This window comes from Streptomyces sp. NBC_00582 (assembly GCF_036345155.1).
Lineage (GTDB): Bacteria > Actinomycetota > Actinomycetes > Streptomycetales > Streptomycetaceae > Streptomyces.
The window spans coordinates 3,721,083-3,744,064 of sequence record NZ_CP107772.1; the positions used below are offsets into that span (position 1 = coordinate 3,721,083).

General features: G+C 71.7%; 24 protein-coding genes and 1 pseudogene. 6 read left to right on the forward strand and 19 right to left on the reverse strand.

Annotation, left to right across the window (positions count from 1 at the left end; all coding sequences use genetic code 11):
• Nucleotides 1–57: 57 nt before the first annotated feature.
• The 7 genes from OG852_RS16190 to OG852_RS16220 all read right to left on the reverse strand — a co-directional run bounded on the left by OG852_RS16190 (nt 58) and on the right by OG852_RS16220 (nt 5,232).
• A complete protein-coding gene (locus OG852_RS16190; RefSeq protein ID WP_133915771.1) occupies nt 58–516 on the reverse strand; it encodes a hypothetical protein in 459 nt (152 codons plus the stop codon).
• An 86-nt stretch (nt 517–602) separates the two neighbouring features.
• Nucleotides 603–2,117 (reverse strand): Asp-tRNA(Asn)/Glu-tRNA(Gln) amidotransferase subunit GatB, encoded by a 1,515-nt coding sequence (gene gatB, locus OG852_RS16195; protein WP_133915770.1) that lies wholly within the window; start codon nt 2,115–2,117, stop codon nt 603–605.
• 15 nt (nt 2,118–2,132) lie between these two features.
• Nucleotides 2,133–2,372: a hypothetical protein gene (locus OG852_RS16200; RefSeq protein WP_133915769.1), complete on the reverse strand. Its 240-nt coding sequence runs from the start codon at nt 2,370–2,372 to the stop codon at nt 2,133–2,135.
• Nucleotides 2,369–3,862 (reverse strand): Asp-tRNA(Asn)/Glu-tRNA(Gln) amidotransferase subunit GatA, encoded by a 1,494-nt coding sequence (gene gatA / locus OG852_RS16205; RefSeq protein ID WP_133915768.1) that lies wholly within the window; start codon nt 3,860–3,862, stop codon nt 2,369–2,371. The genes OG852_RS16200 and gatA overlap by 4 nt, the downstream gene beginning before the upstream one ends.
• Nucleotides 3,863–3,868: 6 nt before the next feature.
• The gene (gene gatC, locus OG852_RS16210; RefSeq protein WP_018531282.1) at nt 3,869–4,165 is read right to left on the reverse strand and encodes an Asp-tRNA(Asn)/Glu-tRNA(Gln) amidotransferase subunit GatC; all 297 of its coding nucleotides are present in this window, start codon (nt 4,163–4,165) and stop codon (nt 3,869–3,871) included.
• Between the two features lie 171 nt (nt 4,166–4,336).
• Entirely contained in the window at nt 4,337–4,828 is a 492-nt protein-coding gene (locus tag OG852_RS16215) for a cupin domain-containing protein (protein WP_133915767.1), read from the reverse strand.
• Nucleotides 4,829–4,860: 32 nt separating this feature from the next.
• On the reverse strand, nt 4,861–5,232 hold the full coding sequence (locus OG852_RS16220) for a DUF4267 domain-containing protein (protein WP_330348315.1): 372 nt from the start codon (nt 5,230–5,232) through the stop codon (nt 4,861–4,863).
• A 115-nt stretch (nt 5,233–5,347) separates the two neighbouring features.
• On the opposite strand from OG852_RS16220, the gene OG852_RS16225 reads away from it, so the two are divergent.
• Nucleotides 5,348–5,938, forward strand: coding sequence for a TetR/AcrR family transcriptional regulator (locus tag OG852_RS16225; RefSeq protein WP_133915765.1), 591 nt, complete (start codon nt 5,348–5,350; stop codon nt 5,936–5,938).
• Nucleotides 5,939–6,413: 475 nt separating this feature from the next.
• On the opposite strand, the gene OG852_RS16230 is transcribed toward OG852_RS16225, so the two are convergent.
• The 5 genes and pseudogenes from OG852_RS16230 to OG852_RS16250 all read right to left on the reverse strand — a co-directional run bounded on the left by OG852_RS16230 (nt 6,414) and on the right by OG852_RS16250 (nt 13,449).
• The gene (locus OG852_RS16230) at nt 6,414–8,837 is read right to left on the reverse strand and encodes a putative bifunctional diguanylate cyclase/phosphodiesterase (protein WP_330348316.1); all 2,424 of its coding nucleotides are present in this window, start codon (nt 8,835–8,837) and stop codon (nt 6,414–6,416) included.
• A 295-nt stretch (nt 8,838–9,132) separates the two neighbouring features.
• Entirely contained in the window at nt 9,133–11,349 is a 2,217-nt protein-coding gene (gene ligA, locus OG852_RS16235; RefSeq protein WP_330348317.1) for an NAD-dependent DNA ligase LigA, read from the reverse strand.
• Between the two features lie 15 nt (nt 11,350–11,364).
• Nucleotides 11,365–12,366: a methionine synthase gene (locus tag OG852_RS16240; protein ID WP_330348318.1), complete on the reverse strand. Its 1,002-nt coding sequence runs from the start codon at nt 12,364–12,366 to the stop codon at nt 11,365–11,367.
• A 20-nt stretch (nt 12,367–12,386) separates the two neighbouring features.
• Nucleotides 12,387–13,085, reverse strand: a complete 699-nt coding sequence (locus OG852_RS16245) for an SDR family oxidoreductase (RefSeq protein WP_133915761.1) — start codon at nt 13,083–13,085, stop codon at nt 12,387–12,389.
• A 7-nt stretch (nt 13,086–13,092) separates the two neighbouring features.
• Nucleotides 13,093–13,449, reverse strand: a pseudogene (locus tag OG852_RS16250) (LOG family protein).
• A gap of 57 nt (nt 13,450–13,506) precedes the next feature.
• Between OG852_RS16250 and OG852_RS16255 the strand changes: the two are divergent.
• Together OG852_RS16255 and OG852_RS16260 are read left to right on the forward strand one after the other, a co-directional pair.
• Nucleotides 13,507–13,830: a DUF427 domain-containing protein gene (locus tag OG852_RS16255; protein ID WP_330348319.1), complete on the forward strand. Its 324-nt coding sequence runs from the start codon at nt 13,507–13,509 to the stop codon at nt 13,828–13,830.
• 38 nt (nt 13,831–13,868) lie between these two features.
• On the forward strand, nt 13,869–14,651 hold the full coding sequence (locus OG852_RS16260) for an alpha/beta fold hydrolase (RefSeq protein WP_330348320.1): 783 nt from the start codon (nt 13,869–13,871) through the stop codon (nt 14,649–14,651).
• A gap of 5 nt (nt 14,652–14,656) precedes the next feature.
• Here the strand turns inward: OG852_RS16260 and mnmA are convergent, their stop codons facing one another.
• On the reverse strand, nt 14,657–15,787 hold the full coding sequence (mnmA, locus tag OG852_RS16265) for a tRNA 2-thiouridine(34) synthase MnmA (RefSeq protein WP_330348321.1): 1,131 nt from the start codon (nt 15,785–15,787) through the stop codon (nt 14,657–14,659).
• Between the two features lie 82 nt (nt 15,788–15,869).
• On the opposite strand from mnmA, the gene OG852_RS16270 reads away from it, so the two are divergent.
• Complete coding sequence (locus tag OG852_RS16270; protein ID WP_133915893.1) at nt 15,870–16,529, forward strand: N-acetylmuramoyl-L-alanine amidase; 660 nt, start codon at nt 15,870–15,872, stop codon at nt 16,527–16,529.
• Nucleotides 16,530–16,754: 225 nt separating this feature from the next.
• The gene (locus OG852_RS16275) at nt 16,755–18,335 is read left to right on the forward strand and encodes a multicopper oxidase family protein (RefSeq protein WP_330348322.1); all 1,581 of its coding nucleotides are present in this window, start codon (nt 16,755–16,757) and stop codon (nt 18,333–18,335) included.
• A gap of 86 nt (nt 18,336–18,421) precedes the next feature.
• Here OG852_RS16275 and OG852_RS16280 read toward each other — a convergent pair whose 3' ends face one another.
• From OG852_RS16280 to OG852_RS16295, 4 genes are all read right to left on the reverse strand, one after another.
• The gene (locus tag OG852_RS16280) at nt 18,422–18,619 is read right to left on the reverse strand and encodes an FG-GAP repeat protein (RefSeq protein WP_330348323.1); all 198 of its coding nucleotides are present in this window, start codon (nt 18,617–18,619) and stop codon (nt 18,422–18,424) included.
• Nucleotides 18,620–18,773: 154 nt separating this feature from the next.
• Nucleotides 18,774–19,943 carry a cysteine desulfurase family protein gene (locus tag OG852_RS16285; protein WP_133915755.1) on the reverse strand — a complete coding sequence of 390 codons (1,170 nt, stop codon included), beginning with the start codon at nt 19,941–19,943 and terminating at the stop codon, nt 18,774–18,776.
• Nucleotides 19,944–20,102: 159 nt separating this feature from the next.
• The gene (locus OG852_RS16290) at nt 20,103–20,372 is read right to left on the reverse strand and encodes a DUF4190 domain-containing protein (protein WP_133915754.1); all 270 of its coding nucleotides are present in this window, start codon (nt 20,370–20,372) and stop codon (nt 20,103–20,105) included.
• A 29-nt stretch (nt 20,373–20,401) separates the two neighbouring features.
• The gene (locus OG852_RS16295; protein WP_166663663.1) at nt 20,402–20,569 is read right to left on the reverse strand and encodes a hypothetical protein; all 168 of its coding nucleotides are present in this window, start codon (nt 20,567–20,569) and stop codon (nt 20,402–20,404) included.
• Nucleotides 20,570–20,702: 133 nt separating this feature from the next.
• On the opposite strand from OG852_RS16295, the gene OG852_RS16300 reads away from it, so the two are divergent.
• The gene (locus OG852_RS16300; protein WP_330348324.1) at nt 20,703–21,329 is read left to right on the forward strand and encodes a TetR family transcriptional regulator; all 627 of its coding nucleotides are present in this window, start codon (nt 20,703–20,705) and stop codon (nt 21,327–21,329) included.
• A gap of 87 nt (nt 21,330–21,416) precedes the next feature.
• Here OG852_RS16300 and OG852_RS16305 read toward each other — a convergent pair whose 3' ends face one another.
• Nucleotides 21,417–21,779 (reverse strand): hypothetical protein, encoded by a 363-nt coding sequence (locus OG852_RS16305; protein WP_330348325.1) that lies wholly within the window; start codon nt 21,777–21,779, stop codon nt 21,417–21,419.
• 116 nt (nt 21,780–21,895) lie between these two features.
• Complete coding sequence (locus tag OG852_RS16310; protein ID WP_330348326.1) at nt 21,896–22,906, reverse strand: helix-turn-helix transcriptional regulator; 1,011 nt, start codon at nt 22,904–22,906, stop codon at nt 21,896–21,898.
• Nucleotides 22,907–22,982 lie beyond the last annotated feature (76 nt).

Genomic DNA, 22,982 nt, shown 5'->3' on the forward strand with positions numbered 1-22,982 from the left:
TTTCACAAGAGTGGGAGGCAGATCACAGGACAATAACGACGAGGCTGTCGGCGCACGTCAGTCGGCCTGGTCGCCGAACGCCATCACCATCACCCCGGCGATGAGCAGCCACAGCGCCCGCCGTGTACGGCCCCGGGAGCCCAGGAAGGCCGCGACGGCGCAGACGACGGCGCCCAGGGCGTAGGCCGCGGGGACGAGGGCCGGGGCGGTGCCCCCGAGGCGCATGAGGGACGCGGCGAGACCGGCGAGCGTGAGGAGGGCGCCGGTGGCCGTCGCCGTCCAACGGGCCCGGCGGGCCTCCTCGTGGTCGTACGCGTCGTACTCGCCGTCCTCGTCTTCGTCGGACTCGTCCGCCTCGGACTCGTCGTCGTCGCCGAGGTCGCCGGAGTGACCGGAGTCACCGGATGCACCGGAGTCACCAGAGGCACCGGAGGAGTCCGGGGCGCTCTTCTCGTCCGGGCCGGCCGGGTCGTCGTCTATGTCGCCCCGGGGCTCTGAGTCGGTTCGTGCACTCATGGCGCGCGAGCGTAGCGCTTCAGGCTGAGAGCGCGAGAGGGGGTGCGCCCTGAGCGGACGCACCCCCTTTCGCGGGTTACCCGAGGTCAGCCCTCGCTGACCCCCAGCTTCTCCAGGATCAGCTCCTTGACGCGGGCCGCGTCGGCCTGACCGCGCGTGGCCTTCATCACGGCGCCGACCAGTGCACCGGCCGCGGCCACCTTGCCGCCGCGGATCTTGTCGGCGACACCCGGGTTGCCGGCGATGGCCTCCTCGACGGCGGCGGTCAGCGCGCCCTCGTCGGAGACGACCTTCAGACCGCGCTTGTCGACGACCTCGTCCGGGGTGCCCTCGCCCGCGAGGACGCCCTCGATGACCTGACGGGCCAGCTTGTCGTTCAGATCACCCTTGGAGACCAGCTCGGTGACCCGGGCGACCTGCTCCGGCGTGATGGCCAGCTCGTCGAGCGAGGTGCCCGACTCGTTGGCGCTGCGCGCCAGTTCGCCCATCCACCACTTGCGGGCGGAGGCCGCGTCGGCACCGGCGTCGATCGTGGCGACGATCGGGTCCAGGGCGCCGGCGTTGAGGATCGCCTGCATGTCCGTGGCGGAGATGCCCCACTCGGCGAGCAGCCGGGTACGACGGGCCAGCGGCAGCTCGGGGAGCGCCGACCGGATCTCCTCGACCCACTCACGGGAGGGGGCCACCGGCACCAGGTCCGGCTCGGGGAAGTACCGGTAGTCCTCGGCCTCCTCCTTCACGCGGCCCGAGGTCGTCGACCCGGTGTCCTCGTGGAAGTGGCGGGTCTCCTGGATGATCGTGCCGCCGCCGCCGAGAACGGCCGCGTGCCGCTGGATCTCGAAGCGGGCCGCGCGCTCCACGGACCGCAGCGAGTTCACGTTCTTGGTCTCGGAGCGGGTGCCGAACTTCTCGCTGCCCTTGGGCATCAGCGAGAGGTTCACGTCGCAGCGCATCTGCCCCATCTCCATGCGGGCTTCCGACACTCCGAGCGCCTTGATGACCTCGCGCAGCTCACGGACGTAGGCCCGGGCGACCTCGGGGGCGCGCTCGCCGGCGCCGACGATCGGCTTGGTGACGATCTCGATCAGCGGGATGCCGGCGCGGTTGTAGTCGAGCAGCGAGTGCGAGGCGCCGTGGATACGGCCGGTCGCGCCGCCCACGTGGGTCGACTTGCCGGTGTCCTCCTCCATGTGGGCGCGCTCGATCTCCACACGGAAGACCTCGCCGTCCTCCAGCTGGACGTCGAGGTAGCCGTTGAAGGCGATCGGCTCGTCGTACTGGGAGGTCTGGAAGTTCTTCGGCATGTCCGGATAGAAGTAGTTCTTCCGGGCGAAGCGGCACCACTCGGCGATCTCGCAGTTCAGCGCGAGACCGATCTTGATCGCGGACTCGACGCCGGTCGCGTTGACGACCGGGAGCGAGCCCGGCAGGCCGAGGCAGGTGGGGCAGGTCTGCGTGTTGGCGTCCTGGCCGAGTTCGGTCGAACAGCCGCAGAACATCTTGGTCTTGGTGCCGAGTTCGACATGGACCTCAAGGCCCATGACGGGGTCGTACGACGCGAGAGCGTCCTCGTACGACACCAGGTCGGTCGTGGTGGTCACGGTGAAACTTCCCTCTCAGCCCAGCAGGACGTCGTCGTCGCCCAGCCGCTTCAGTTCGCGGTACAGGATGGCGAGGCCGGTGACGATGCCGACGGCCGCGACCGTCGCGTCGATGAGTCGCAGCGTGTCCTGTTCGGCCTTCGCCTTCTTGATCCGCTTGGCGACGCCGAACGCGCCGAAGGCGGTGGTGGCGATGGACACGTACGTACCGGACTTGGACTTCTTGAAGTCCTTGGCCTTGTTCAGTGCACTCACAGCGACGGAGCCTCCTCCAGGAGCGGGTGACCCCACCTTTCCACGAAGGCGGCCTCGACGGCGGCGCCGACCTTGTACAGCCGGTCGTCCTTCAGCGCCGGGGCGATGATCTGCAGACCGACCGGGAGGTTGTCCTCCGGGGCGAGACCGCACGGCAGCGACATCGCCGCGTTGCCCGCGAGGTTGGTCGGGATCGTGCACAGGTCGGCCAGGTACATCGCCATCGGGTCGTCGGCACGCTCGCCGATCGCGAAGGCGGTGGTGGGCGTGGTCGGCGAGACGATCACGTCGACCTGCTCGAAGGCCTTCTCGAAGTCGCGCGTGATGAGCGTGCGGACCTTCTGGGCGGAGCCGTAGTACGCGTCGTAGTAGCCGCTGGACAGCGCGTACGTGCCGAGCATGATCCGGCGCTTGACCTCGGGCCCGAAGCCCTCCGCCCGGGTGAGGGAGGTGACCTCCTCGGCCGAGTGGTCGCCGTCGTCGCCCGCGCGCAGGCCGTAGCGCAGCCCGTCGAAGCGGGCGAGGTTGCTGGAGCACTCGGACGGCGCGATGAGGTAGTACGCCGACAGGGCGAGGTCGAAGGACGGGCAGTCCAGCTCGACGATCTCGGCGCCGAGGTCCTTCAGCAGCGCGACGGACTCGTCGAACCGCTGGATGACACCGGCCTGGTAGCCCTCACCGCGGAACTGCTTGACGACACCGACGCGCATGCCCTCGACGCTGCCGTTGCGGGCGGCCTCGACGACCGGCGGGACCGGGGCGTCGATCGAGGTGGAGTCCAGCGGGTCGTGCCCGGCGATCACCTCGTGCAGCAGCGCCGCGTCGAGCACCGTACGGGCGCAGGGCCCGCCCTGGTCGAGGGAGCTGGAGAAGGCGACCATGCCGTAGCGCGAGACCGCGCCGTACGTCGGCTTCACACCGACCGTGCCGGTGACGGCGGCGGGCTGGCGGATCGAGCCGCCGGTGTCGGTGCCGATCGCCAGGGGCGCCTGGAAGGAGGCGAGCGCGGCGGAGGACCCGCCACCGGAGCCGCCGGGGATCTTGGTGAGGTCCCAGGGGTTGCCGGTCGGCCCGTAGGCGCTGTTCTCGGTGGAGGACCCCATGGCGAACTCGTCCATGTTGGTCTTGCCGAGGATGACGACGTCGGCGGCCTTGAGACGCTTGGTGAGGGTGGCGTCGTACGGCGGGATCCAGCCCTCGAGGATCTTCGAACCGACGGTCGTGGGCACGCCCTCGGTGGTGAAGATGTCCTTGAGCGCGAGCGGGACGCCGGCCAGCGGGCCGAGCTTCTCGCCGCGCTCGCGCTTCTCGTCGACGGCACGGGCCTGGGCGAGGGCGCCCTCGCGGTCGACGTGCAGGAAGGCGTGCACCTTCTCGTCGACGGCCTCGATACGGGCCAGGTGGGCCTCGGCGACCTGGACGGCGGTGAGCTCGCCCGAGGCGATCTTCGCGGCGGTCTCGGCGGCGGTGAGCTTGATGATGTCCGTCATGACTTCTTAGTCCTCCCCCAGGATCTGCGGCACCTTGAAACGCTGCTGCTCCTGGGCCGGGGCGCCGGAGAGCGCCTGCTCGGGGGTGAGCGACGGACGGACCTCGTCCGCCCGCATGACGTTCGTCAGCGGGAGCGGGTGCGAGGTCGGCGGTACGTCTTGGTCGGCGACCTCGCTGACGCGGGCGACCGCGCCGATGATGTCGTCCAGCTGTCCCGCGAAGTGGTCGAGCTCTTCGGGCTTCAGCTCCAGACGCGCCAGCCGGGCGAGGTGGGCGACCTCCTCGCGCGTGATGCCAGGCATGCAGCGTTCCTCTGGGGTGAGTGTGTGGGTTTCGGGGCTGGGGCTTGTCGTCGCATTCCCGTCGTCCGCCGGGAGGGCGGGCCGCGCGGCGGACGGGAATGTGACGACAAGCCCCAATCCTAGGGGGCGGGGGGCGGTGGCCGTGAAACGGTTTGCCGCCCCGGGGTTCAGTCAGTGCCTCCCGTCCCATGCCTCGCTGCGCAGGAAGTGGTTGTCGTACAGCTCCTGCACCTCCAGGAGGCTCTCCGGGGTGGCCTCGCCGAGGCGGATGCGCTGGAGGTGGCGGAAGTAGTCGAAGCGCTCCACGCCGGGTGCGATCACGATCAGGAGGTCGGCGGTGCTCCCGGGGGCGGCGGCGAAGGCGTGCGGGCGGCCCGGCGGGACGATGACGAGGTCTCCGCTTTCGGCGGGGACGACGTCGTCGCCGGAGAGGATCTCCAGTTCGCCGTCGAGCAGGTAGAACATCTCGGCGGAGTTGCGGTGCAGATGGGGGCGGGCCCCGTCGGCGCCCTCCCCGAGGGTGACGCGCACGGTGGACAGCGCGCCGCCGCTCGCACTGCTGTCGGCGAGCAGTTTCACCCCCACGGGCGCTCCGCCGATCACCTCGGCCTCGGCATCCCGGACGATCACGGTCTCGTCGAACTCCGGCACGAACAGCGACATCGTCGAACCCCCTGGTGATGGTGTGGAACCGGTCAGACGGCGAACAGCAGCCCGGCGCCGATCAGGACGATCACGGCCGTGGCGAAGTGGATCCCGAAGGCGACGGCCCTCGTTCCACCGTGGCGCAGCACGTTGAGCGTGTCGAACAGTGGCACGACGGCCACGGCGACCATGAACCAGGCCTCGGCACGGGCACCGACGAAGGCGAGCAGAACCAGGCCCACGAGGCCGAGGGCGCCGTCCCGCGAACCCTTGACCGAGAGGTAGGCCCCGGCGTCCCCGTCGGGATGGGCGGCGACGCCGTAGCCGGCGGCGGCCGGGCCCGGCTGGAACAGGAACCGGTAACCGAGGAACAGGCAGAACAGATCGAGCACGACGGCCAGGGTGTACGCGGTGACGGTCACGTCATCTCCTCTTGACTGGTAGCTGTCTTCCGTGGCTTTTTTCTAGCAACGCTAGCTATGAGAGCGAAGCTATCAGAGCGTCGACAGATTGGCTAGCGTCGCTAGAATCCTTGGCATGTCGATCCAGACGCGCCGAGAGCGCGAACGAGCGGAGCGCGAGCGACTGATCGTCAGGGCCGCGCGGGAGCTGTTGGAGACCGAGGGCTGGGACGCGGTGACGACGCGCCGCCTGGCGGCCGAGATCGAGTACAGCCAGCCGGTCCTCTACGGCCACTTCAAGGGCAAGGACGCGATCATGGCGGCGGTCGCCCTGGAGGGCTTCGCGGCGATGGCGGCGGAGCTGAGGGCCGCGCGGCAGGCGGTGGAGGGGGCGGGGGCGCGGGCCCGACTCGCGGCGGCCGGTGAGGCGTACACGGCGTTCGCCCGGCGGCGGCCGGCCCTGTACGACGCGATGTTCACACGTACCGTGGACCTGCCGTTCGCCACGCTCGAGGCACCGGCCCCGCTGTGGGCGGCCTTCGACGAACTCATGACGGCCGTCGAGCCGATCGCCGCGGCCGGCGACGACGTCGGCGTCCTGACGGAGACGTACTGGGCGGGCCTGCACGGCCTGGTCACCCTGCTCCGCACCGCCCGTCTACCGGAACCCACCCACGACCACCGCCTACGCCTACTGACCGACCACTTCACGGCGGGGGCGACGTGACCGCAGACCACCTACGCCGGGCCCGCCCCCCGACAAACGCCCGCCCTCAGCCCGCGTCCACAAGCAGGCGGGCGGGAACGGTCCTGACCGCAGACCGCAGACCGCAGACCGCAGACCGCAGACCGCAGACCGCAGACCGCAGGCCGCCGACGCCGGGCGCGCCCCACGACAAACGCCGCCCCCAGCCGGCGTCCACGGGCGGGCGGGCGGGAAAGGTCGTGACCGCAGGCCGCCGACGGCGAGCGCGGCCCACGACAAACGCTGCCCCCCAGCCCGCGTCCACAAGCAGGCGGGTGCGAAATGTCCTGACCGCAGGCCGCCGATGCCGGGCGCGCCCCGCGGCAAACGCCCGCTCTCCAGCCGGCGTCCACGGGCGGGCGGGTGGGAAAGGTCCTGACCGCAGGCCGCCGACGGCGAGCGCGCCCCGCGGCAAACGCCCGCTCTTCAGGCGACCCGCACGGGCGGGCGGGTGGGCTTAGTCCTCGCCGGCGGCAGCCGGAAGCGCCGCCGCCGGCCGCTGCCACCCTCGCGACCCCCGCGCCCGCAGCCACGCCGTCGTCTCCTCGGGAGGCATCGCCGCGGCCACCAGCCAGCCCTGCACGGCGTCACATCCCAGATCCCGCAGCCGTTCCCACGTCTCGTCGTCCTCGACACCCTCGGCGACCACGAGGAGCCCCAGGGAATGCGCGAGGTCGACCGTGCAGCGCACGATCTCCGCGTCCTCGGTGTCCACCGCCAGCCGCGCCACGAAGGAGCGGTCGATCTTCAGCTCACTGACCGGCAGCCGCCGTAGATGCACCAGCGAGGAGTACCCCGTCCCGAAGTCGTCCAGGGACATCTTCACGCCGTGCCCGGTCAGCCCGTTCAGCGTGTCCGCCGCCCGCTGCGGATCCTCCAGCAGCACATGCTCGGTTATCTCCAGTTGGAGCGCTCCCGCGGGCACTCCGTGCCGGGCGAGACGCGCGGCCACGGACCCGGCGAACCCGGGCGTGTGGACGTCGCGCGGCGAGACGTTCACCGCCACCGGCACGAACAGCCCCTGCGCCCGCCACCGCGCGACCTGCCCGAGCGCCGTCTCCAGCACGTACTCCGTGAGATGCGGCATCAGCCCGGACGACTCGGCGATCGCTATGAACTCGTCCGGCGGCACCTTCCCCCGCTCCGGATGCACCCACCGCACCAGCGCCTCGAGCCCCGCCACCTGCCCGTCGAAGCGGACCTTCGGCTGGTAGTGCAGCTGCACCTCGTGCGCGTCCAGCGCCCGCCGCAGATCGCCCAGCAGCCCCAGCCGGTCGGGGGTGTTGGAGTCCCGCTTGGACTCGTACACCTCGACGCCCGTACGGTCCCGCTTGGCCTGGTACATCGCCACATCGGCCCGGCGCAGGATGCCCTCCGCGTCGAGGGCGTGGTCGGGGAAGACCGCGACGCCCGCGCTGGCCTCCAGGACGAGCGTGAGCCCGTCGAGGTCGAGCGGCGAGCTGAGCGCGGAGACCAGCGCCCGGGCGACACGCGTCGCGGAGGTCGTGGAGTCGGCGACGGGGAGTAAGACGGCGAACTCGTCACCGCCGAGCCGCGCGACCTCCGCCCCGCGCGGGAGGGCCACCCGCAGCCGTTCGGCCGTCTGGAGGAGGAGCCGGTCGCCGGCGAGATGCCCGAGGGTGTCGTTGACCGAACGGAAGCGGTCGAGGTCGATCAGCATCAGGGCGGACCGGGCGCCGATGCGCTCGGCGTCGTCCAGGGCGGTCCAGATGCGTTCCAGCAGCCACTGCCGGTTGGGCAGCCCGGTCAGCGGGTCGCGCAACTGCTCCTCGGCACGGGCCCGGGCCATCCAGAGCGTGGAGTCGAGGGCGACGAGCGGGATCGCGAACAGCGGCAGCAGAATCGGTTTGGCCACGGCGACCACGCACACCAGCGGCGCGATGCCCAGCAGCGCCACCGCGACCAGGCCCTGTCTGACCAGGGCGGTGCGGGCGACCGTCGGCAGTCCGCCGGAACGGGGGGCGTGCAGATACCAGAGCAGGACGCGGGTGACGGAGAGATAGGCGACGGCCACCAGAACCACCTGAGGGCCGGTGTAGACCGTCCAGGTGTCGGGGGTCCAGGGATCTTCCACGGACGGCACCCGCCCGCACGCGGCCAGCAGCAGGGCGCCCGCGCCGATGCCGAGGATGTCCACCGCGCCGTGCAGGACGCCCTGCCGCCAGCGGTGGCGTCTGGCTATGCCGACCAGCACGACCACGGTGAGGCTGACCATGCCGGCCGGTATCCAGCCGTACAGCAGCAGGACGGCGAGGGTGAGGGCGGCGCCGGAGCCGGTGCCGCCCCACCAGCGGGCGCGGCCGAGCAGGACCAGGTGGCCGACGATGACGCCGGTCAGCAGGGCCAGCGCCCAGCCGGCCGTACCGGACGGGAAGAGGGCGTGGTTGTCGGTGAAGGCGCGGTAGAAGCCGGCTCCGAGGGCGAAGGCGGCCGCGCCGACGACCGCGGCGGGCAGCGCGGGCCACGACAGATGCCGCTCGGGTTCGGAGCCGGGCAGCCCCGAGGCCGCGGACAGCGCCGAGGTGCCGGGCAGGGCGGAGGCCCCGGAGAAGGCGGAGTTCCCCGAGAAGGCGGGGTTGCCGGAGAAGGCGGAGCCGCCGGGGAGAGCGGAGGCCCCGGACGGGCGTGCGCGACCGCCGGAGCCCGGGCCCGCGGGTCCGCCCGGACGCGAGGAGCCGAGGAGGCCCGAGGACCCGGGAGGTGCGGCGGGGGCGCGGAGGTCGGGGGCGGTGCGCGGGGGGTGCGCCTCCGCGCCCGGGTGTCGCCCGGCCCGCCCCGCCCACCGGCTCCCCCACCTGACGCCGGCGCCCCGGAGCCGGCGCAGCCGGGAGTCCGGGGCGGCGCTCTCGGTCGGTTCCATTCCCGTCCCTCTCACAACCGGCGGTGCCCACGCCACGCGGCCCGCTGCCCGACAACCCAGGGGCGGCGCCGCGTCGGAAGACCCTTCTCCCCGGCCCTTCAGGAGCGAGGAGATGCGCCGACCGCAGCAGGGCACGGGAGGCGCACATACCAACAGTAGGCCGCGGAAGGCTTCCACGGGCAGCGGTCGTCGACGGTTGCCCGAATGCGCCCCGGCCACCCGTATGCATCTGGTATGCGCCAATCGGGTGGCCTTCAACCGCCGGTCGGGGCTACCCCCCGGTACTACTCCTCGGTCACTCCGCGGTCTGCTCCGCGGCCTGCTCCTCGGCCGGAAGGGCGACTTCGACGGCCGCGTCCGGGCCCTGTTCGAGCAGGACCGAGAAGCCCTCCTCGTCCAGCACGGGCACCTTGAGCTGCATCGCCTTGTCGTACTTCGACCCGGGGCTCTCGCCCACGACGACGAACGAGGTCTTCTTCGAGACCGAACCGGTCACCTTCGCGCCCCGGCTCTGCAACGCGTCCTTCGCACCGTCGCGGGTGAAGTGTTCGAGCGTGCCGGTGACGACGACCGTCAGGCCTTCGAGAGGACGGGGGCCCTCGTCCTCGCCGGAGCCCTCCTCCTCCATGCGGACACCGGCGGCCCGCCACTTGCGGATGATCTCCTGGTGCCAGTCCTCGGCGAACCACTCCTTGAGCGAGGCCGCGATGATCGAGCCCACGCCGTCGGTGGCCGCCAGTTCCGCCTCGCTCGCCTGCTCGATGCGGTCGATGGAGCGGAACTCGCGCGCGAGCGCCTCGGCCGCGACCGGGCCCACATGACGGATCGACAGACCGGTGAGGACACGGGCGAGCGGACGGTCCTTGGCCGCGGCGATGTTCTCCAGCATCGCCAGCGCGTTCTTCCTGGCCTCGCCCTGCTGGTTGGCGAAGACCGTGGCGATCTTCTCCTCGCCGGTCTTCGGGTCGCGCTTGGGCAGTCCGCTGTCCTGGTCGAGGACGTACGCCTTGATGGGCAGCAGCTGCTCGATGGTGAGGTCGAAGAGGTCGCCCTCGTCGGCCAGCGGCGGGTCGGCGGGCTCCAGCGGCTTGGTCAGGGCGGCCGCCGCCACGTACCCGAACTGCTCGATGTCGAGCGCCTTGCGGCCCGCGAGGTAGAACAGCCGCTCGCGCAACTGCGCCGGGCAGGTGCGGGCGTTGGGGCAGCGCAGGTCGATGTCGCCCTCCTTCATCGGCCTGAGCGGCGTACCGCACTCGGGGCACTCGGCCGGCATCACGAACTCCCGCTCGCTGCCGTCCCTGAGGTCGGCGACGGGGCCGAGGATCTCGGGGATGACGTCACCGGCCTTGCGCAGCACCACCGTGTCGCCGATGAGGACGCCCTTGGCCTTGACGACGTCCTGGTTGTGCAGGGTCGCGAACTCGACCTCGGAGCCCGCCACCGTCACCGGCTCCACCTGGGCGTACGGCGTCACACGGCCCGTACGGCCCACGCCCACCCTGATGTTGACGAGCTTGGTGTTGACCTCCTCCGGCGCGTACTTGTACGCGATGGCCCAGCGCGGGGCGCGGGCCGTGGAGCCGAGCCGGCCCTGGAGCCGGATCTCGTCGAGCTTGACGACGACCCCGTCGATCTCGTGCTCCACGGAGTGGCGGTTCTCGCCGTAGTACGCGATGAACCGCCGTACGCCGTCCAGGTCGCCGACGACCCTGTTGTGCGTCGAGGTGGGCAGGCCCCAGCCCTTGAGGAGGTCGTAGGCCTCGGAGAGGCGGCCCATGCCCTCGTAGCCCTCCAGGGCGCCGATGCCGTGGACCACCATGTGCAGGGGGCGGGTGGCGGTGACGCGCGGGTCCTTCTGGCGCAGTGAACCGGCCGCCGCGTTGCGCGGGTTGGCGAAGGGCTTGTCGCCGGCCGCGACCAGCCGGGCGTTGAGCTCCTCGAACTGCTCCATCGGGAAGTAGACCTCGCCGCGGATCTCCACGAGCGTGGGCACCCCGTCGCCCGCCAGCCGGTCGGGGATCTCGGCGATGGTGCGCACGTTGGGCGTGATGTCCTCGCCGGTGCGGCCGTCGCCGCGGGTCGCCGCGCGCGTGAGGCGGCCGTTCTCATACGTCAGGTTGACGGCGAGGCCGTCGACCTTGAGCTCGCACAGGAAGTGGTACGCGGAGGCGCCGACGTCCTTGTGGACGCGCTCGGCCCAGGCGGCCAGCTCCAGGTCGTCGAAGGCGTTGTCCAGGGAGAGCATGCGTTCGCGGTGCTGGACGGCCGTGAAATCGGTCGCGTACGCCCCGGCGACCTTCTGGGTCGGCGAGTCGGGCGTGCGCAGCTCCGGGTGTTCCCGCTCCAGCGCCTCCAGCGCGCGCAGCAGGCGGTCGAACTCCGCGTCGCTGATGACGGGAGCGTCCTTCACGTAGTACCGGAAGCGGTGCTCCTCGATCTGCTCAGCGAGCTTCGCGTGCTGCTCCCGCGCCTCGGCGGGCACCGTCGTCTCCGCTTGCTTGTCGCCGGCCACCGTGTTGTCCTCCCGTTACTCTGGGTTGTCCGCGAGGGATCTCGCCGCCCGGACGCAGTGGGCGAGGGCCTTGCGGGCGTACGCGGGAGAGGCCCCCGCGAGTCCGCAGGCCGGGGTGAGCGTGACCGCCTCCGTGAGAAGCCCCGGTTGCAGTCCCAGCCTGCGCCACAGCGTCCGTACACCCATGACGCTACCGGCAGGGTCTGACAATGCGGAGTCCGTGCCCGGCACGACACCGGCGAACAGCCGGGTCCCGCCTTCCACCGCTTCCCCGATCGCCTCCTCGTCACGCTCGGTGAGCAGCGAGAAGTCGAAGGAGATCCCGGCGACCCCGGCCCGGCGCAGCAGGGCGAAGGGGACGTCCGGGGCGCAGGAGTGGACCACGACCGGGCCGTCCCCGTGCACCCCGGCCACCTCCCGGAGGGTGGCCTCCACGAGCTGGCGGTCGACGGCGCGGTGGGTGCGGTAGCCGCTGGCGGTCCGCACCCGGCCGGTCAGGACGGCTGTGAGGGACGGTTCGTCGAGCTGGATGACGAGCCGGGCGCCGGGGATGCGCCGCTGGACCTCGGCGAGGTGCAGCCGCAGCCCCTCGGCCAGGGAGGCGGCCAGGTCGCGGCAGGCGCCGGGGTCGGAGAGGGCGGCCTCGCCGTTCCTCAGCTCCAGGGCGGCGGCGAGCGTCCAGGGGCCGACGGCCTGCACCTTGAGCGGGCCCGCGTAGTCCTGGGTGAACTCCTCGAGGGCGTCGAGGTCCTCGCCGAGCCAGGAGCGGGCCCGCTTGGTGTCCCGGCCCGGGTGGTCGCCGATCCGCCAGCCGCTGGGCTCCACGCGCGCGTAGAGCTCCACGAGCATGCCCGCCGTCCGGCCGATCATGTCCGCGCCCGGGCCGCGGGCCGGGAGTTCGGGCAGGAACGGGAAGTCCTCGAAGGAACCGGTGGCGGTCCTGGCGGCCTCCCGGGCGTCGCCGCCGGGGAGGGATCCGACGCCGGTGGCGGGGCCGTAGGGCGAGAGTGCGTTCACAGGGGGAAGCCTACGGAAGGTCAGCGGCCGGGCCGTACGGTCAGGTCGTTCACCTCGGCGTCCCTCGGCAGGTCGAGCGCCATCACGAGGGTCGTCGCGACCGATTCGGGATCGATCCAGTCGGCGGGGTCGTACTCCTTGCCCTCCTGCTGGTGCACCTTGGCCTGCATGGGGCTGGCGGTGCGGCCGGGGTAGACGGAGGTGACGCGGACGCCGTTGCCGTGCTCCTCGTTGCGAAGGGAGTCGGCGAGGGCTTTGAGGCCGTGCTTGGAGGCGGCGTACGCGGACCACTCGGCGCTCGCCCTGAGGCCGGCGCCGGAGTTCACGAACACCACGTGCCCGTGGGCGGCGCGCAGTTGGGGCAGGAAGTGGCGGGTGAGTTCGGCGGGGGCGATCAGGTTGACGTTGAGCTGGTGGCGCCAGGCCTTGGGGGTGAGCTCGCCGACCGGGCCCAGGTCGACCACGCCGGCGATGTGCAGCAGCGAGTCGACCCGGTCCGGGAGCGACTGATGGGAGAAGGCCCAGCTCAGCCGGTCGGGGTCGGCGAGGTCGCCGACGAGGGTGCGGGCGCCGGGGAACCGGGCCGCGAGTTCCTTCGCACGGCCCGCGTCGCGCGCGTGGAGCACGAGGTCGTCCCCGCGCGCGTGCAGACGGCGGGCGACGGCCGCGCCGATGCCGGAGCCCGCTCCGGTGATCACATGGGTAGCCATGCCCGCCATGCTCGCATCACCGTACGGCCGTGCTCTCCTCCAGGTAGGCCGGCGCCCCACCGGCTCCCCGCGAAGAACACCAGGTCGGTCAGCGGGCGCGGCAGGAATCCCTCGTCGTCCATGCGCCGGAACTGTGTCCTGAGTCCGTCGAAGTCGGCGGTGTTCAGCGGCACGACCGGCTTGTCGGTGTGGCCGTGCTTCTTCAGCTCCAGGATCTCGGTGGCCTCGTCGAGGGTGCCCGTGCCGCCGACCGTCACCACCACGGCGGGCGTGGGGGTACCCCCAGGCCGCCCTTGCCCAGCGGTTCCGCGAACTCGCGCGCGGGTCGCGCGCAGCGGTCGTCGAGATCGCCGGCGGAGAGGAAGAAACAGATACGCGTGCCGTCACCGTACGCGGGAAGAACCCGGGGCCCGCGAGCGCTTTTCCCCACATGACCCGAGGACACACGATCACGATCGAGCGGGAGACCCGGCGCGTCAGGGTCGTCCACGACGGCCGGGTGCTCGCCGAGACCGACCGGGCCCTCGCCCTGCGCGAGACGGGCTGTCCGGTGCGGTTCTACATCCCCGAGGCCGATGTCCGCATGGACCTGCTGACCCCGTCCGACACCCACACCCACTGCCCCTTCAAGGGCACGGCGTCCTACTGGTCGCTGCCCGACGCGCCCGACCTCGTGTGGTCCTATCCCGACCCCAAGCCCGATGTCGCGGCGATCAGGAACCACCTCTGCTTCTACGAAGTGGAAGTGTCGTAGGCCGATGACCGCCGTGCGGTGCGGCAGTCTGAGCTGACATGGACAAGAAGACCATTTCGCGCGACGGCACCGAACTCGCGTACGCACGGGCCGGACAGGGTCCCGCGGTCATCCTGGTGAGCGGGGCGATGTCCACGGGTGGCACCGTGGCGCCCCTGGGCGGGCTGCTCGCGCGCCGCTGCACGGTCCTCTGGTACGACCGGCGGGGCCGCGGCGGGAGCGGGGACACGGCGCCGTTCGCGGTGGAACGCGAGGTGGAGGACCTGGCCGCGTTGATCGACGCGGCGGGCGGCGAGGCCTCGTTGTACGGCATCTCCTCGGGCGGGGCGCTGGTGCTGCGGGCGGCGGCGAGCGGGCTGCCGGTGCGGCGGGTGGCCGTCTACGAGACGCCGTACGCCGACTTCCAGGAGCGCGGCGCCGATGACCGTGCCGCGTACACCGAGCGGCTCACCGAGGCGCTCGCCCAGGGGCGGCGCGGGGACGCCGTGGAGCTGTTCCTGCGGCTGACGGGGCTGGCCGAGGAGATGATCCTGCGGGCCCGCCAGTCGCCCATGTGGGCCGGCATGGAGGCGATCGCGCCGACCCTCGCCTACGACGACGCCGTGATGGGCGGGGGTCTGGTCCCGCGGGAGCGGCTGGCCTCCCTCGGCGTACCGGTGCTCGCGGTGGCGGGCGGCGACAGCCCCGCGTGGATCGTCGAGGCCACGCGGGCGGTGGCGGAGGCGGCACCGCAGGGGACGTACCGCCTGCTGGAAGGTCAGACCCACATGGTGGATCCGAACGTGCTCGCGCCCGTGCTGGAGGAGTTCTTCGGCGGGTAGGCCGGTCAGGCCACCCCGGCCGTCGCCCGGACCGTCGAGGCGATCGTCGCCGAGCCCACCACGCGGGTGCCGTCGTACAGGACGATCGCCTGGCCGGGGGCCACGCCGCGGACCGGCTCGGCGAACGTGACCCGCAGCTCGCCGTCGACCGGCTCCGCCGTCACCTCGGTCTCGCCGCCGTGGGCGCGGAGCTGGGCGGTGTAGGTGCCGGGGCCGGTGGGGGCCGTTCCGCACCAGCGCGGCTTGATCGCGGTCAGGGCGCTCACGTCGAGGGCGGCGGCCGGGCCGACCGTCACCGTGTTGTTCACCGGGGAGATGTCGAGGACGTAGCGCGGCTTGCCGTCGGGGGCCGGGGTGCCGATGCGCAGTCCCTTGCGCTGGCCGATGGTGAAGCCGTACGCCCCCTCGTGGGTGCCGATCTTCGCTCCGGACTCGTCGACGATGTCGCCCTCGGCCCGGCCGAGGCGGTTCGCGAGGAAGCCCTGGGTGTCGCCGTCGGCGATGAAGCAGATGTCGTGGGAGTCGGGCTTCTTGGCGACCGCGAGGCCCCTGCGCTCGGCCTCGGCGCGGATCTCGTCCTTCGTGGTGACCGTGTCGCCGAGGGGGAACAGGGCGTGCGCGAGCTGCCGCTCGTCCAGGACGCCGAGGACGTACGACTGGTCCTTGGCCATGTCGGAGGCGCGGTGCAGTTCGCGGGTGCCGTCCTGCCGCACGATCACCTGTGCGTAGTGGCCGGTGCAGACCGCGTCGAAGCCGAGGGCCAGGGCCTTGTCCAGGAGCGCCGCGAACTTGATCTTCTCGTTGCAGCGCAGGCAGGGGTTGGGGGTGCGGCCGGCCTCGTACTCGGCGACGAAGTCCTCGACGACGTCCTCGCGGAAGCGGTCGGCGAGGTCCCACACGTAGAAGGGGATGCCGATGACGTCGGCGGCGCGGCGGGCGTCGCGGGAGTCCTCGATGGTGCAGCAGCCCCGCGCGCCCGTGCGGAAGGACTGCGGGTTCGCCGAGAGCGCGAGGTGGACGCCGGTGACGTCGTGGCCGGCTTCCGCGGCGCGGGCGGCGGCGACGGCGGAGTCGACCCCGCCGGACATGGCGGCGAGTACGCGAAGGGGGCGGGGGCGCTGCGAGGTCTCAGTCATAACCCTTCCAGGGTACGGGGCGCGGGGAACCGGAGCCCACGCATATCCGTTGACGATCACGAAGGGCGAGAAAGGGCGGACGATGGGGGCGAGAGGGACCGACTCCGACCGGCGGATCGGGCGGCGGGCGCTGCTGATCGGCGGGGCGGCGGCCGCCGTGGGCTCGGCGGTGCTGGCGCGTGAGGAGCTGGCGCATCTGTACTGGCGGCTGCCGGGGGTGCGCAGGGCGCGGGTGGAGGGCGCGGTGGACTTCGGGGGCGCGCGCTGGGTGGCGGCCTCGGAGGCGAACTTCCGCTGGGCGGACCGGCCGGACGACTACGGCGTCGACATGGTGGTCATTCATGTCACGCAGGGTGATCTGGCCAGCGCGGTGCGGGCGTTCGAGGATCCTGGGCACCGGGCGGCGGCGCATTACATCGTCGGCCAGGACGGCGGTGTCACCCAGATGATCCGTGAGCTGGACGTGGCGTACCACGCGGGCAACCGCGCGTACAACGAACGCAGTGTCGGCATCGAGCACGAGGGGTTCGTGGACCGGCCGGAGGATTTCACCGACGCGATGTACGAGGCGTCCGCGCGGCTGACCGCCCGGGTCTGCGAGCGGTACGGCATCCCCGTCGACCGGGAGCACATCATCGGGCATGTGGAAGTGCCGGGGACGGACCACACCGACCCCGGTGAGCACTGGGACTGGGACCGGTACCTGAAGCTCGTCAAAACGGCGCGAACCGCTTCCACCTGACCTCCAGGGTGACGCAGCTCACATGTTCTCAGAATCGTGAACGATTCGTGAGCGCCGCCCGCCCGATGTGTCCCACACCGCGATCCTGACCTGCGGCCCGCCAACTTGGCTTTCTTTCAGGGGAGTTGAAGATCCAAAAGCATTGTTAAGGCTGCACAGACAACAGAGCTCACTCCTAACTTGGACTCAGTCTTCACATAGGCCTTAGCCCAAAGCTCCACGGCCATGACCCACACCACAGACCCCGCTTCCGGAGCGGGCGAGCAGCACACGGGTGCTCACGCGAGCAGCGGCCGGGCCGCCAAGGGCGAGCACGTGAAGGAGACCAGGGGCCGGGGCGGCAAGGGGCTGCACCGGCGGAGGTTCCTCGGCGGGATGGCCGGCATCGGCTTCGGTGTCGTCGGCGCGGCGGGAGTCGGCGTCTCCCTGCTGACCGGCGGCAACAACAACAAGGCTTCCGCGGCCACGGAAGCCACCGGCACCCTGAACATCCCGGACCTGCTGGAGACCACCACCACCGACGGCACCACCACCTACACCCTGACCGCGAAGACCGGCACCAGCGAGGTGATCAGCGGCGTCACCAGCACCACGGCCGGCTACAACGGGTCGTACCTCGGCCCGACGATGAAGTGGACCAAGGGCGACACGGTCCTGCTGAACATCACCAACAGCCTGGGCGACGACACCACCGTCCACTTCCACGGCGCCCACATCCCGCCCAAGATGGACGGCGGCCCGCAGAACGCCTTCGCCGACGGGGAGACCTGGTCGCCCACCTTCGAGGTCCTCGACGAGGCCAAGACCCTGTGGTACCACCCGCACGCCCTCGGCACCACGGCCGAGCAGGTCGTCCACGGCCTGGCCGGCATGATCATCGTCGAGGACGACTCGGACGTCTCGGCCGCGCTGCCGAGCGAGTACGGCGTCGACGACATCCCGATCATTTTGCAGTGTCTGGCCGTCGACACCAGCGGCGACATCAAGTACGAGGCCACCGGGTACCGCAGCTCCACCACCACCTTCCCGGTGCTGGTCAACGGCACCAACGTCGACTCGACCACCCTCGGCTTCACCGCGACGAAGACGCGCACCCGCTTCCGCGTCCTGAACGCCTCCCCCGCCGACATCATGACCGTCCAGCGCAGCGACGGCGGGACGCTCACCCAGATCGCCACCGACCAGGGCTATCTGACCGAGCCCGCCGAGGTCACCACGATCCGGCTGGTGGCCGGGGCCCGCGCCGAGTTCGTGCTCGACCTGGAGGACGCCGTCACGCTCCAGGCCGTGGTCACGACCGGCTGGATCCGCGGCGGAAGCGGCACGTACGACTTCCTCACGGTGACCCCGGAGGCCTCCGACACCCCCGACGACCTGCCGAGCTCGCTCAACACGATCACCCGGTACGACACGAGCGACTTCACCGCGCGGACGATCACCCTCGGCCAGAGCGGCGCGACCATGCTGATCAACGGCTCCGCGGGCACCAGCATGTCCTCGATGGCGATGATCAGCACCACGCTGGACGCCGAGGAGGTCTGGACGATCAAGAACAGCACGCAGCTGGAGCACTCCTTCCATCTGCACGACGTGCCGTTCCAGCTCATCGAGATCAACGGCGAGGAGCCCACGGGGGTCAACCTCGGCTGGTACGACACCTACGAGGTGGTCGGCGGCGGCTCCATCAAGATCGCGATGAAGTTCACGGACTTCACCGATGACACGTACATGTACATGCTGCATTGCCATCTGCTCCAGCACGAGGACGAGGGCATGATGGCGGCCCTCATGGTCACGGAGAGCTAGGCCCTTCGGCCCTGCCCCTCACGCAGGCTGCCGCCGGCAGTGGAAGTGCCGGCGGCAGCCCCTGACCCAGCGCACCCGGGCCAGGTTCATGGTGGTGGCGGTGGCCGGCAGGTCCCCTTGGACACGTCCACCCGTCCGGCTCCGCTGTTCGCGACCACGAGGTCACGGACGCCGTCGCCGTCCAGGTCGGCGGTGACGACGTGCCGGGTCTGCGCGGCGGCCGTCCCGGAGGTGTCGAGCCGGTCGTCGGGGACGCGGCGTTCGTGGGATGACGCGACGGTCATGGGACGGCCTTCTGTCGACAGCAGCGCGGGGAACCTGCACCGGAAGGTAGCCGAAGAGGCGCCCACTGTCGACACCGAGACACGATATTGACAGGTGACCGCCAGCCGCCGCCCGGATTCGCGCGGAGTGTCGACACTAGGCGCGCCTGGGGCCTTACGTGAGCCCCGCCGCCCGGGCCCGCTCCACGGCCGGGCCGATGACCTTGGCGAGCGCCTCCACATCGGCCTCGGTGCTGGTGTGGCCGAGGGAGAACCGCAGGGTGCCGCGGGCCAGGTCGGGATCGGTGCCGGTGGCGAGCAGGACATGGCTGGGCTGGGCGACCCCGGCCGTGCAGGCGGAGCCGGTGGAGCACTCGATGCCCTGCGCGTCGAGCAGCAGGAGCAGGGAGTCGCCCTCGCAGCCCGGGAAGGTGAAGTGCGCGTTGGCCGGGAGCCGGCCGTCCGGCGCCGGGTCGCCGCCGAGGATCGCGTCCGGGACGGCCGTACGGACCGCGGTGACCAGGGAGTCGCGCAGGGCGCCGATCTCCCGGGCGAACCACTCGCGCTGTTCGGCGGCGAGCCGGCCGGCGACCGCGAACGAGGCGACGGCGGGCACGTCGAGGGTGCCCGAGCGCACGTGCCGTTCCTGGCCGCCGCCGTGCAGGACGGGCACCGGGGTGTACTCGCGGCCGAGGAGCAGGGCGCCGATGCCGTAGGGGCCGCCGATCTTGTGGCCGGAGACGGTCATCGCGGCGAGGCCGGAGGCGGCGAAGTCGACCGGGACCTGACCGAAGGCCTGGACGGCGTCGGCGTGCAGCGGGACGCCGAACTCCGCCGCCACGTCGGCGAGGTCACGGACCGGCATGACCGTGCCGATCTCGTTGTTCGCCCACATGACGGTGGCGAGGGCGACGTCGTCGGGGTCGCGGGCGAGTGCCTCGCGCAGCGCGTCGGGGTGGACCCGGCCGTAGGAGTCGACCGGGAGGTACTCGATCCGCGCGCCCTCGTGCTCGCCGAGCCAGTGCACGGCGTCGAGGACCGCGTGGTGCTCGACGGGGCTGGCCAGTACCCGGGTGCGGGCCGGGTCGGCGTCACGGCGGGACCAGTACAGGCCCTTGACCGCGAGGTTGTCGGCCTCGGTGCCGCCGGAGGTGAGGACGACCTCGCTGGGGCGGGCGCCGAGCGCCTCCGCGAGGGTCTCGCGGGCCTCCTCGACCGTCCGTCTGGCGCGGCGGCCGGATGCGTGGAGGGAGGAGGCATTGCCGGTGATGCTCAGGTGCGCGCTGAGTGCCTCGACCGCCTCCGGGAGCATCGGGGTGGTCGCGGCGTGGTCGAGGTATGCCATGGTGGCCACGATTCTACGGGGCTCCCCCGGTGGACCTCGTGTCAAGGTCGGCCACGGTCACGGGCGGAGCCGGCCGGCCATGCACTCGGGCTTTCGGCCGGTGCGGCGAGAGGGCGTGCCGGGCGTCGCGGGCACCGCACAGGACTTTCGGAACACCCCCTAGAAGCCCCAGGAGACCGAGGCGTCCGCCTGCATGAACGCCAGCAGGAGCAGCAGGTCGGCGACGCCGAGACCGAGACCCAGCCAGGCCCGGCCGCGACGGGTGGTGCCGCGGACGAGGGCCACCGAGGCGAGGACGATGGCGATGGGGCCGAGGAAGAGGTTCAGGACCAGCAGCCCCAGCAGGCCCAGGATGAAGGACGCGACGGCCATGCCGTCGGTGTCACGGACGCCGGTGCGGCGGGTGGTGGCCGGTGCGGTGAGTTGCATGATCGTTCAGCTCCTGTGGGACGGGCCGGTCAGTGGGTCGAGGTGCGGCCGCGGCGGGCGTGGCGCTCGCGGAGCGCGAAGACGCCGAGCCAGACGGCGATCACGGCGGCGATGACGAGCGAGACGCCGAGCGGCGCATGGGCCACGGTGCCCATGACGACGCCGAGCAGCAGCAGTGCGGCCACGAGGAACAGCATGGGATCGGATCCCCCTCCGTGAAGTCCGGGTGAACATTTCGGTGAACAGTTGTGGTTACACTTGTTCACTGACTTTGAGTCTAGCGTGTCGTACGGCTTTTCAATTCCGGAGAACAGTTGTTAACTGGATGACATGAGTCACACCCTCGGCATCCGACAGGCCCAGAAGCAGAAGACCCGGCAGGCGCTCCTGGACGCCGCGCTCGGACTGCTGGAGGAGCAGAGCCTGAGCAGCCTGGGCCTGCGCGAGGTCACCCGGGCCGTCGGGGTCGCCCCGACGGCGTTCTACCGGCACTTCCGCTCCACCGCGGATCTCGGCGTGGCCCTGGTCGAGGAGGCGCTGGGCAGTCTGCACCCGATGATCCGCCAGACCGTGGCGAGCGCGGAGTCGAGCGACGAGCGCATCACCCGCGCCGTGCAGTTGATAGAGAGTCATGTGACCGCGTACCCCGCACACGTCCGTTTCATCGCCCGGGAGCGGCACGGCGGAGTCCAGCCGGTGCGCAAGGCGATCCAGGAGCAACTGGGCCGGTTCGTCGAGGAGGTGCGGGACGAGCTCGCCAAGGACCCCGAGGCGGAGGGCTGGAGCGACGACGACCTGCTGATGCTGTCGCACCTGTACGTCGACCAGATGCTCATCACGGCCTCGCTCTTCCTGGAGGCCCTGGAGGCGTCGCCCGAGGAGCGGGAGCGCGTCGCCCTGCGCGCGACCCGTCAGATGCGGCTCATCGGCATCGGCCGCCACCACTGGCTCGACTGAGCCCAGCGGCCGGACGAAAGCGCACGGACGAAAGCGCACGGACGAAAGCGGCGCACCCGTTCCCGGGTGCGCCGCTCCTGTCGCGGGTCAGCCCTGCTGCTGGGCCTGCTGGCCCTGGCCGCCACCGCCGGGGCCGCCACAGCCGCCGCCCCGGCCACCGCCGGGGCCGCCCTGGCCGCCGCCGGGGGCACCGCTCGGCATGCCGGAGGGGACGCCGGTGGGCGTGCCGGTCGGGGTGCCCGTCGGCCCACCGGAGGCGGCGCCGGACGGGGCGCCGGAGGGAGCGCCGCTCGGCGCGGCACCGGTCGGCATGCCGGACGGCGCCTGACAGTTCTGGCTCTGGCCGGAGGTGCCGCTGGAGGACGAGGTGTCGCCGGAACCGCAGGCGACCAGGGCGAGGGGCGAGAGCGCCAACAGGGCCACCGCCGGGACGAGACGCACACGCTTCACGAGAGACAGCTCCAAGCACGATGAGGGAGTCCTGAGATGCGGGCACTCAACCAACGGCGGCTGAGGCTTCCTTGAGCCCGCTCTGTCCGCTGCCTGTCAATGACGTAAAGCGGACCTCAGGAAACCTCGCTGACCTGGGAGTTCGACGTCGACGCCCGATCGGTGCGCTGGTACAGCTCCGTGACAGAGGCGGCCGCGGCGCGCAGTTCCTCGCGGGCCTCGGGCGGGGAGAGGACCTCCACCCGGTCGGAGAACGCGAGGAGTTGGCGGACCGCGGGCAGGGAGGGGTACGACAGCCGGGCGGTCACCCAGTCGCCCTCTTCCGTGTCCTCCCCGCCGGGGAGGTCGGCGACGACCGAGGCGTTCAGGCGCAGGAACATGTCGAGCCGGTCGCGCCGGACCCGGACGGTGACGTCGAATCCGCCGGGGCTCTCCTCGACCTGGCGGCGCAGCACATCCCAGGCGTCGGCGAGTTCGACGCCCGGCCGACGCCGTACGGGATCGTCCAGCACCTGCGCCGAGCGCACCCGGTCGGCACGGAAGAGGCGGGGCTTTCCGCGCCGGTCGGCGACGAGGTACCAGACGCCCGCCTTGGCGACGAGCCCGTACGGGTCGACGGTGTACGCGGTGGGCTCGGAGTCCCCGCTGTGGCGGTAGCGCAGGCGCAGTCGCCGGTCGGCGAAGACCGCGTCCTGGAGCGTGTCGAGGTCGACGGCGGGCTGGGGGCCGCCCTTCCAGCGGGTGGCGTCGACCAGGATGCGGCGGCTGGTCACCTCGGCGGCGGGGCGGTGCGGGGCGGGCAGCGCGGCCATCACCTTGCGCAGCGCAGAACCGAGGGCCGCGTCCAGGCCGAGGGCGGCGTGCGCGCCCTGGGCGGCCAGGATGAACAGGGCGCGGGACTCGTCGGCGGTCAGACCGGTGACGTCCGTGCGGAACCCGGGGAGCAGTTCGATGCCGCCGTGCCGGCCGCGTTCGGCGTAGACGGGGACGCCGGCGGTGGACAGGGCCTCGACGTCCCGGTAGATCGTGCGCACCGACACTTCGAGGCGTTCGGCGAGTTCGGGGGCGGGGACCCGGCCGCGGGTCTGCAGGAGCAGCAGGATCGACAGGAGACGGTCGGACTTCACCGCCCCAGGTTCCCCTGTTCGGGCCGGCGCGACAAATGTTGACGGCGGATGTCAGGTTAGGGGTCCAGCATCAGGG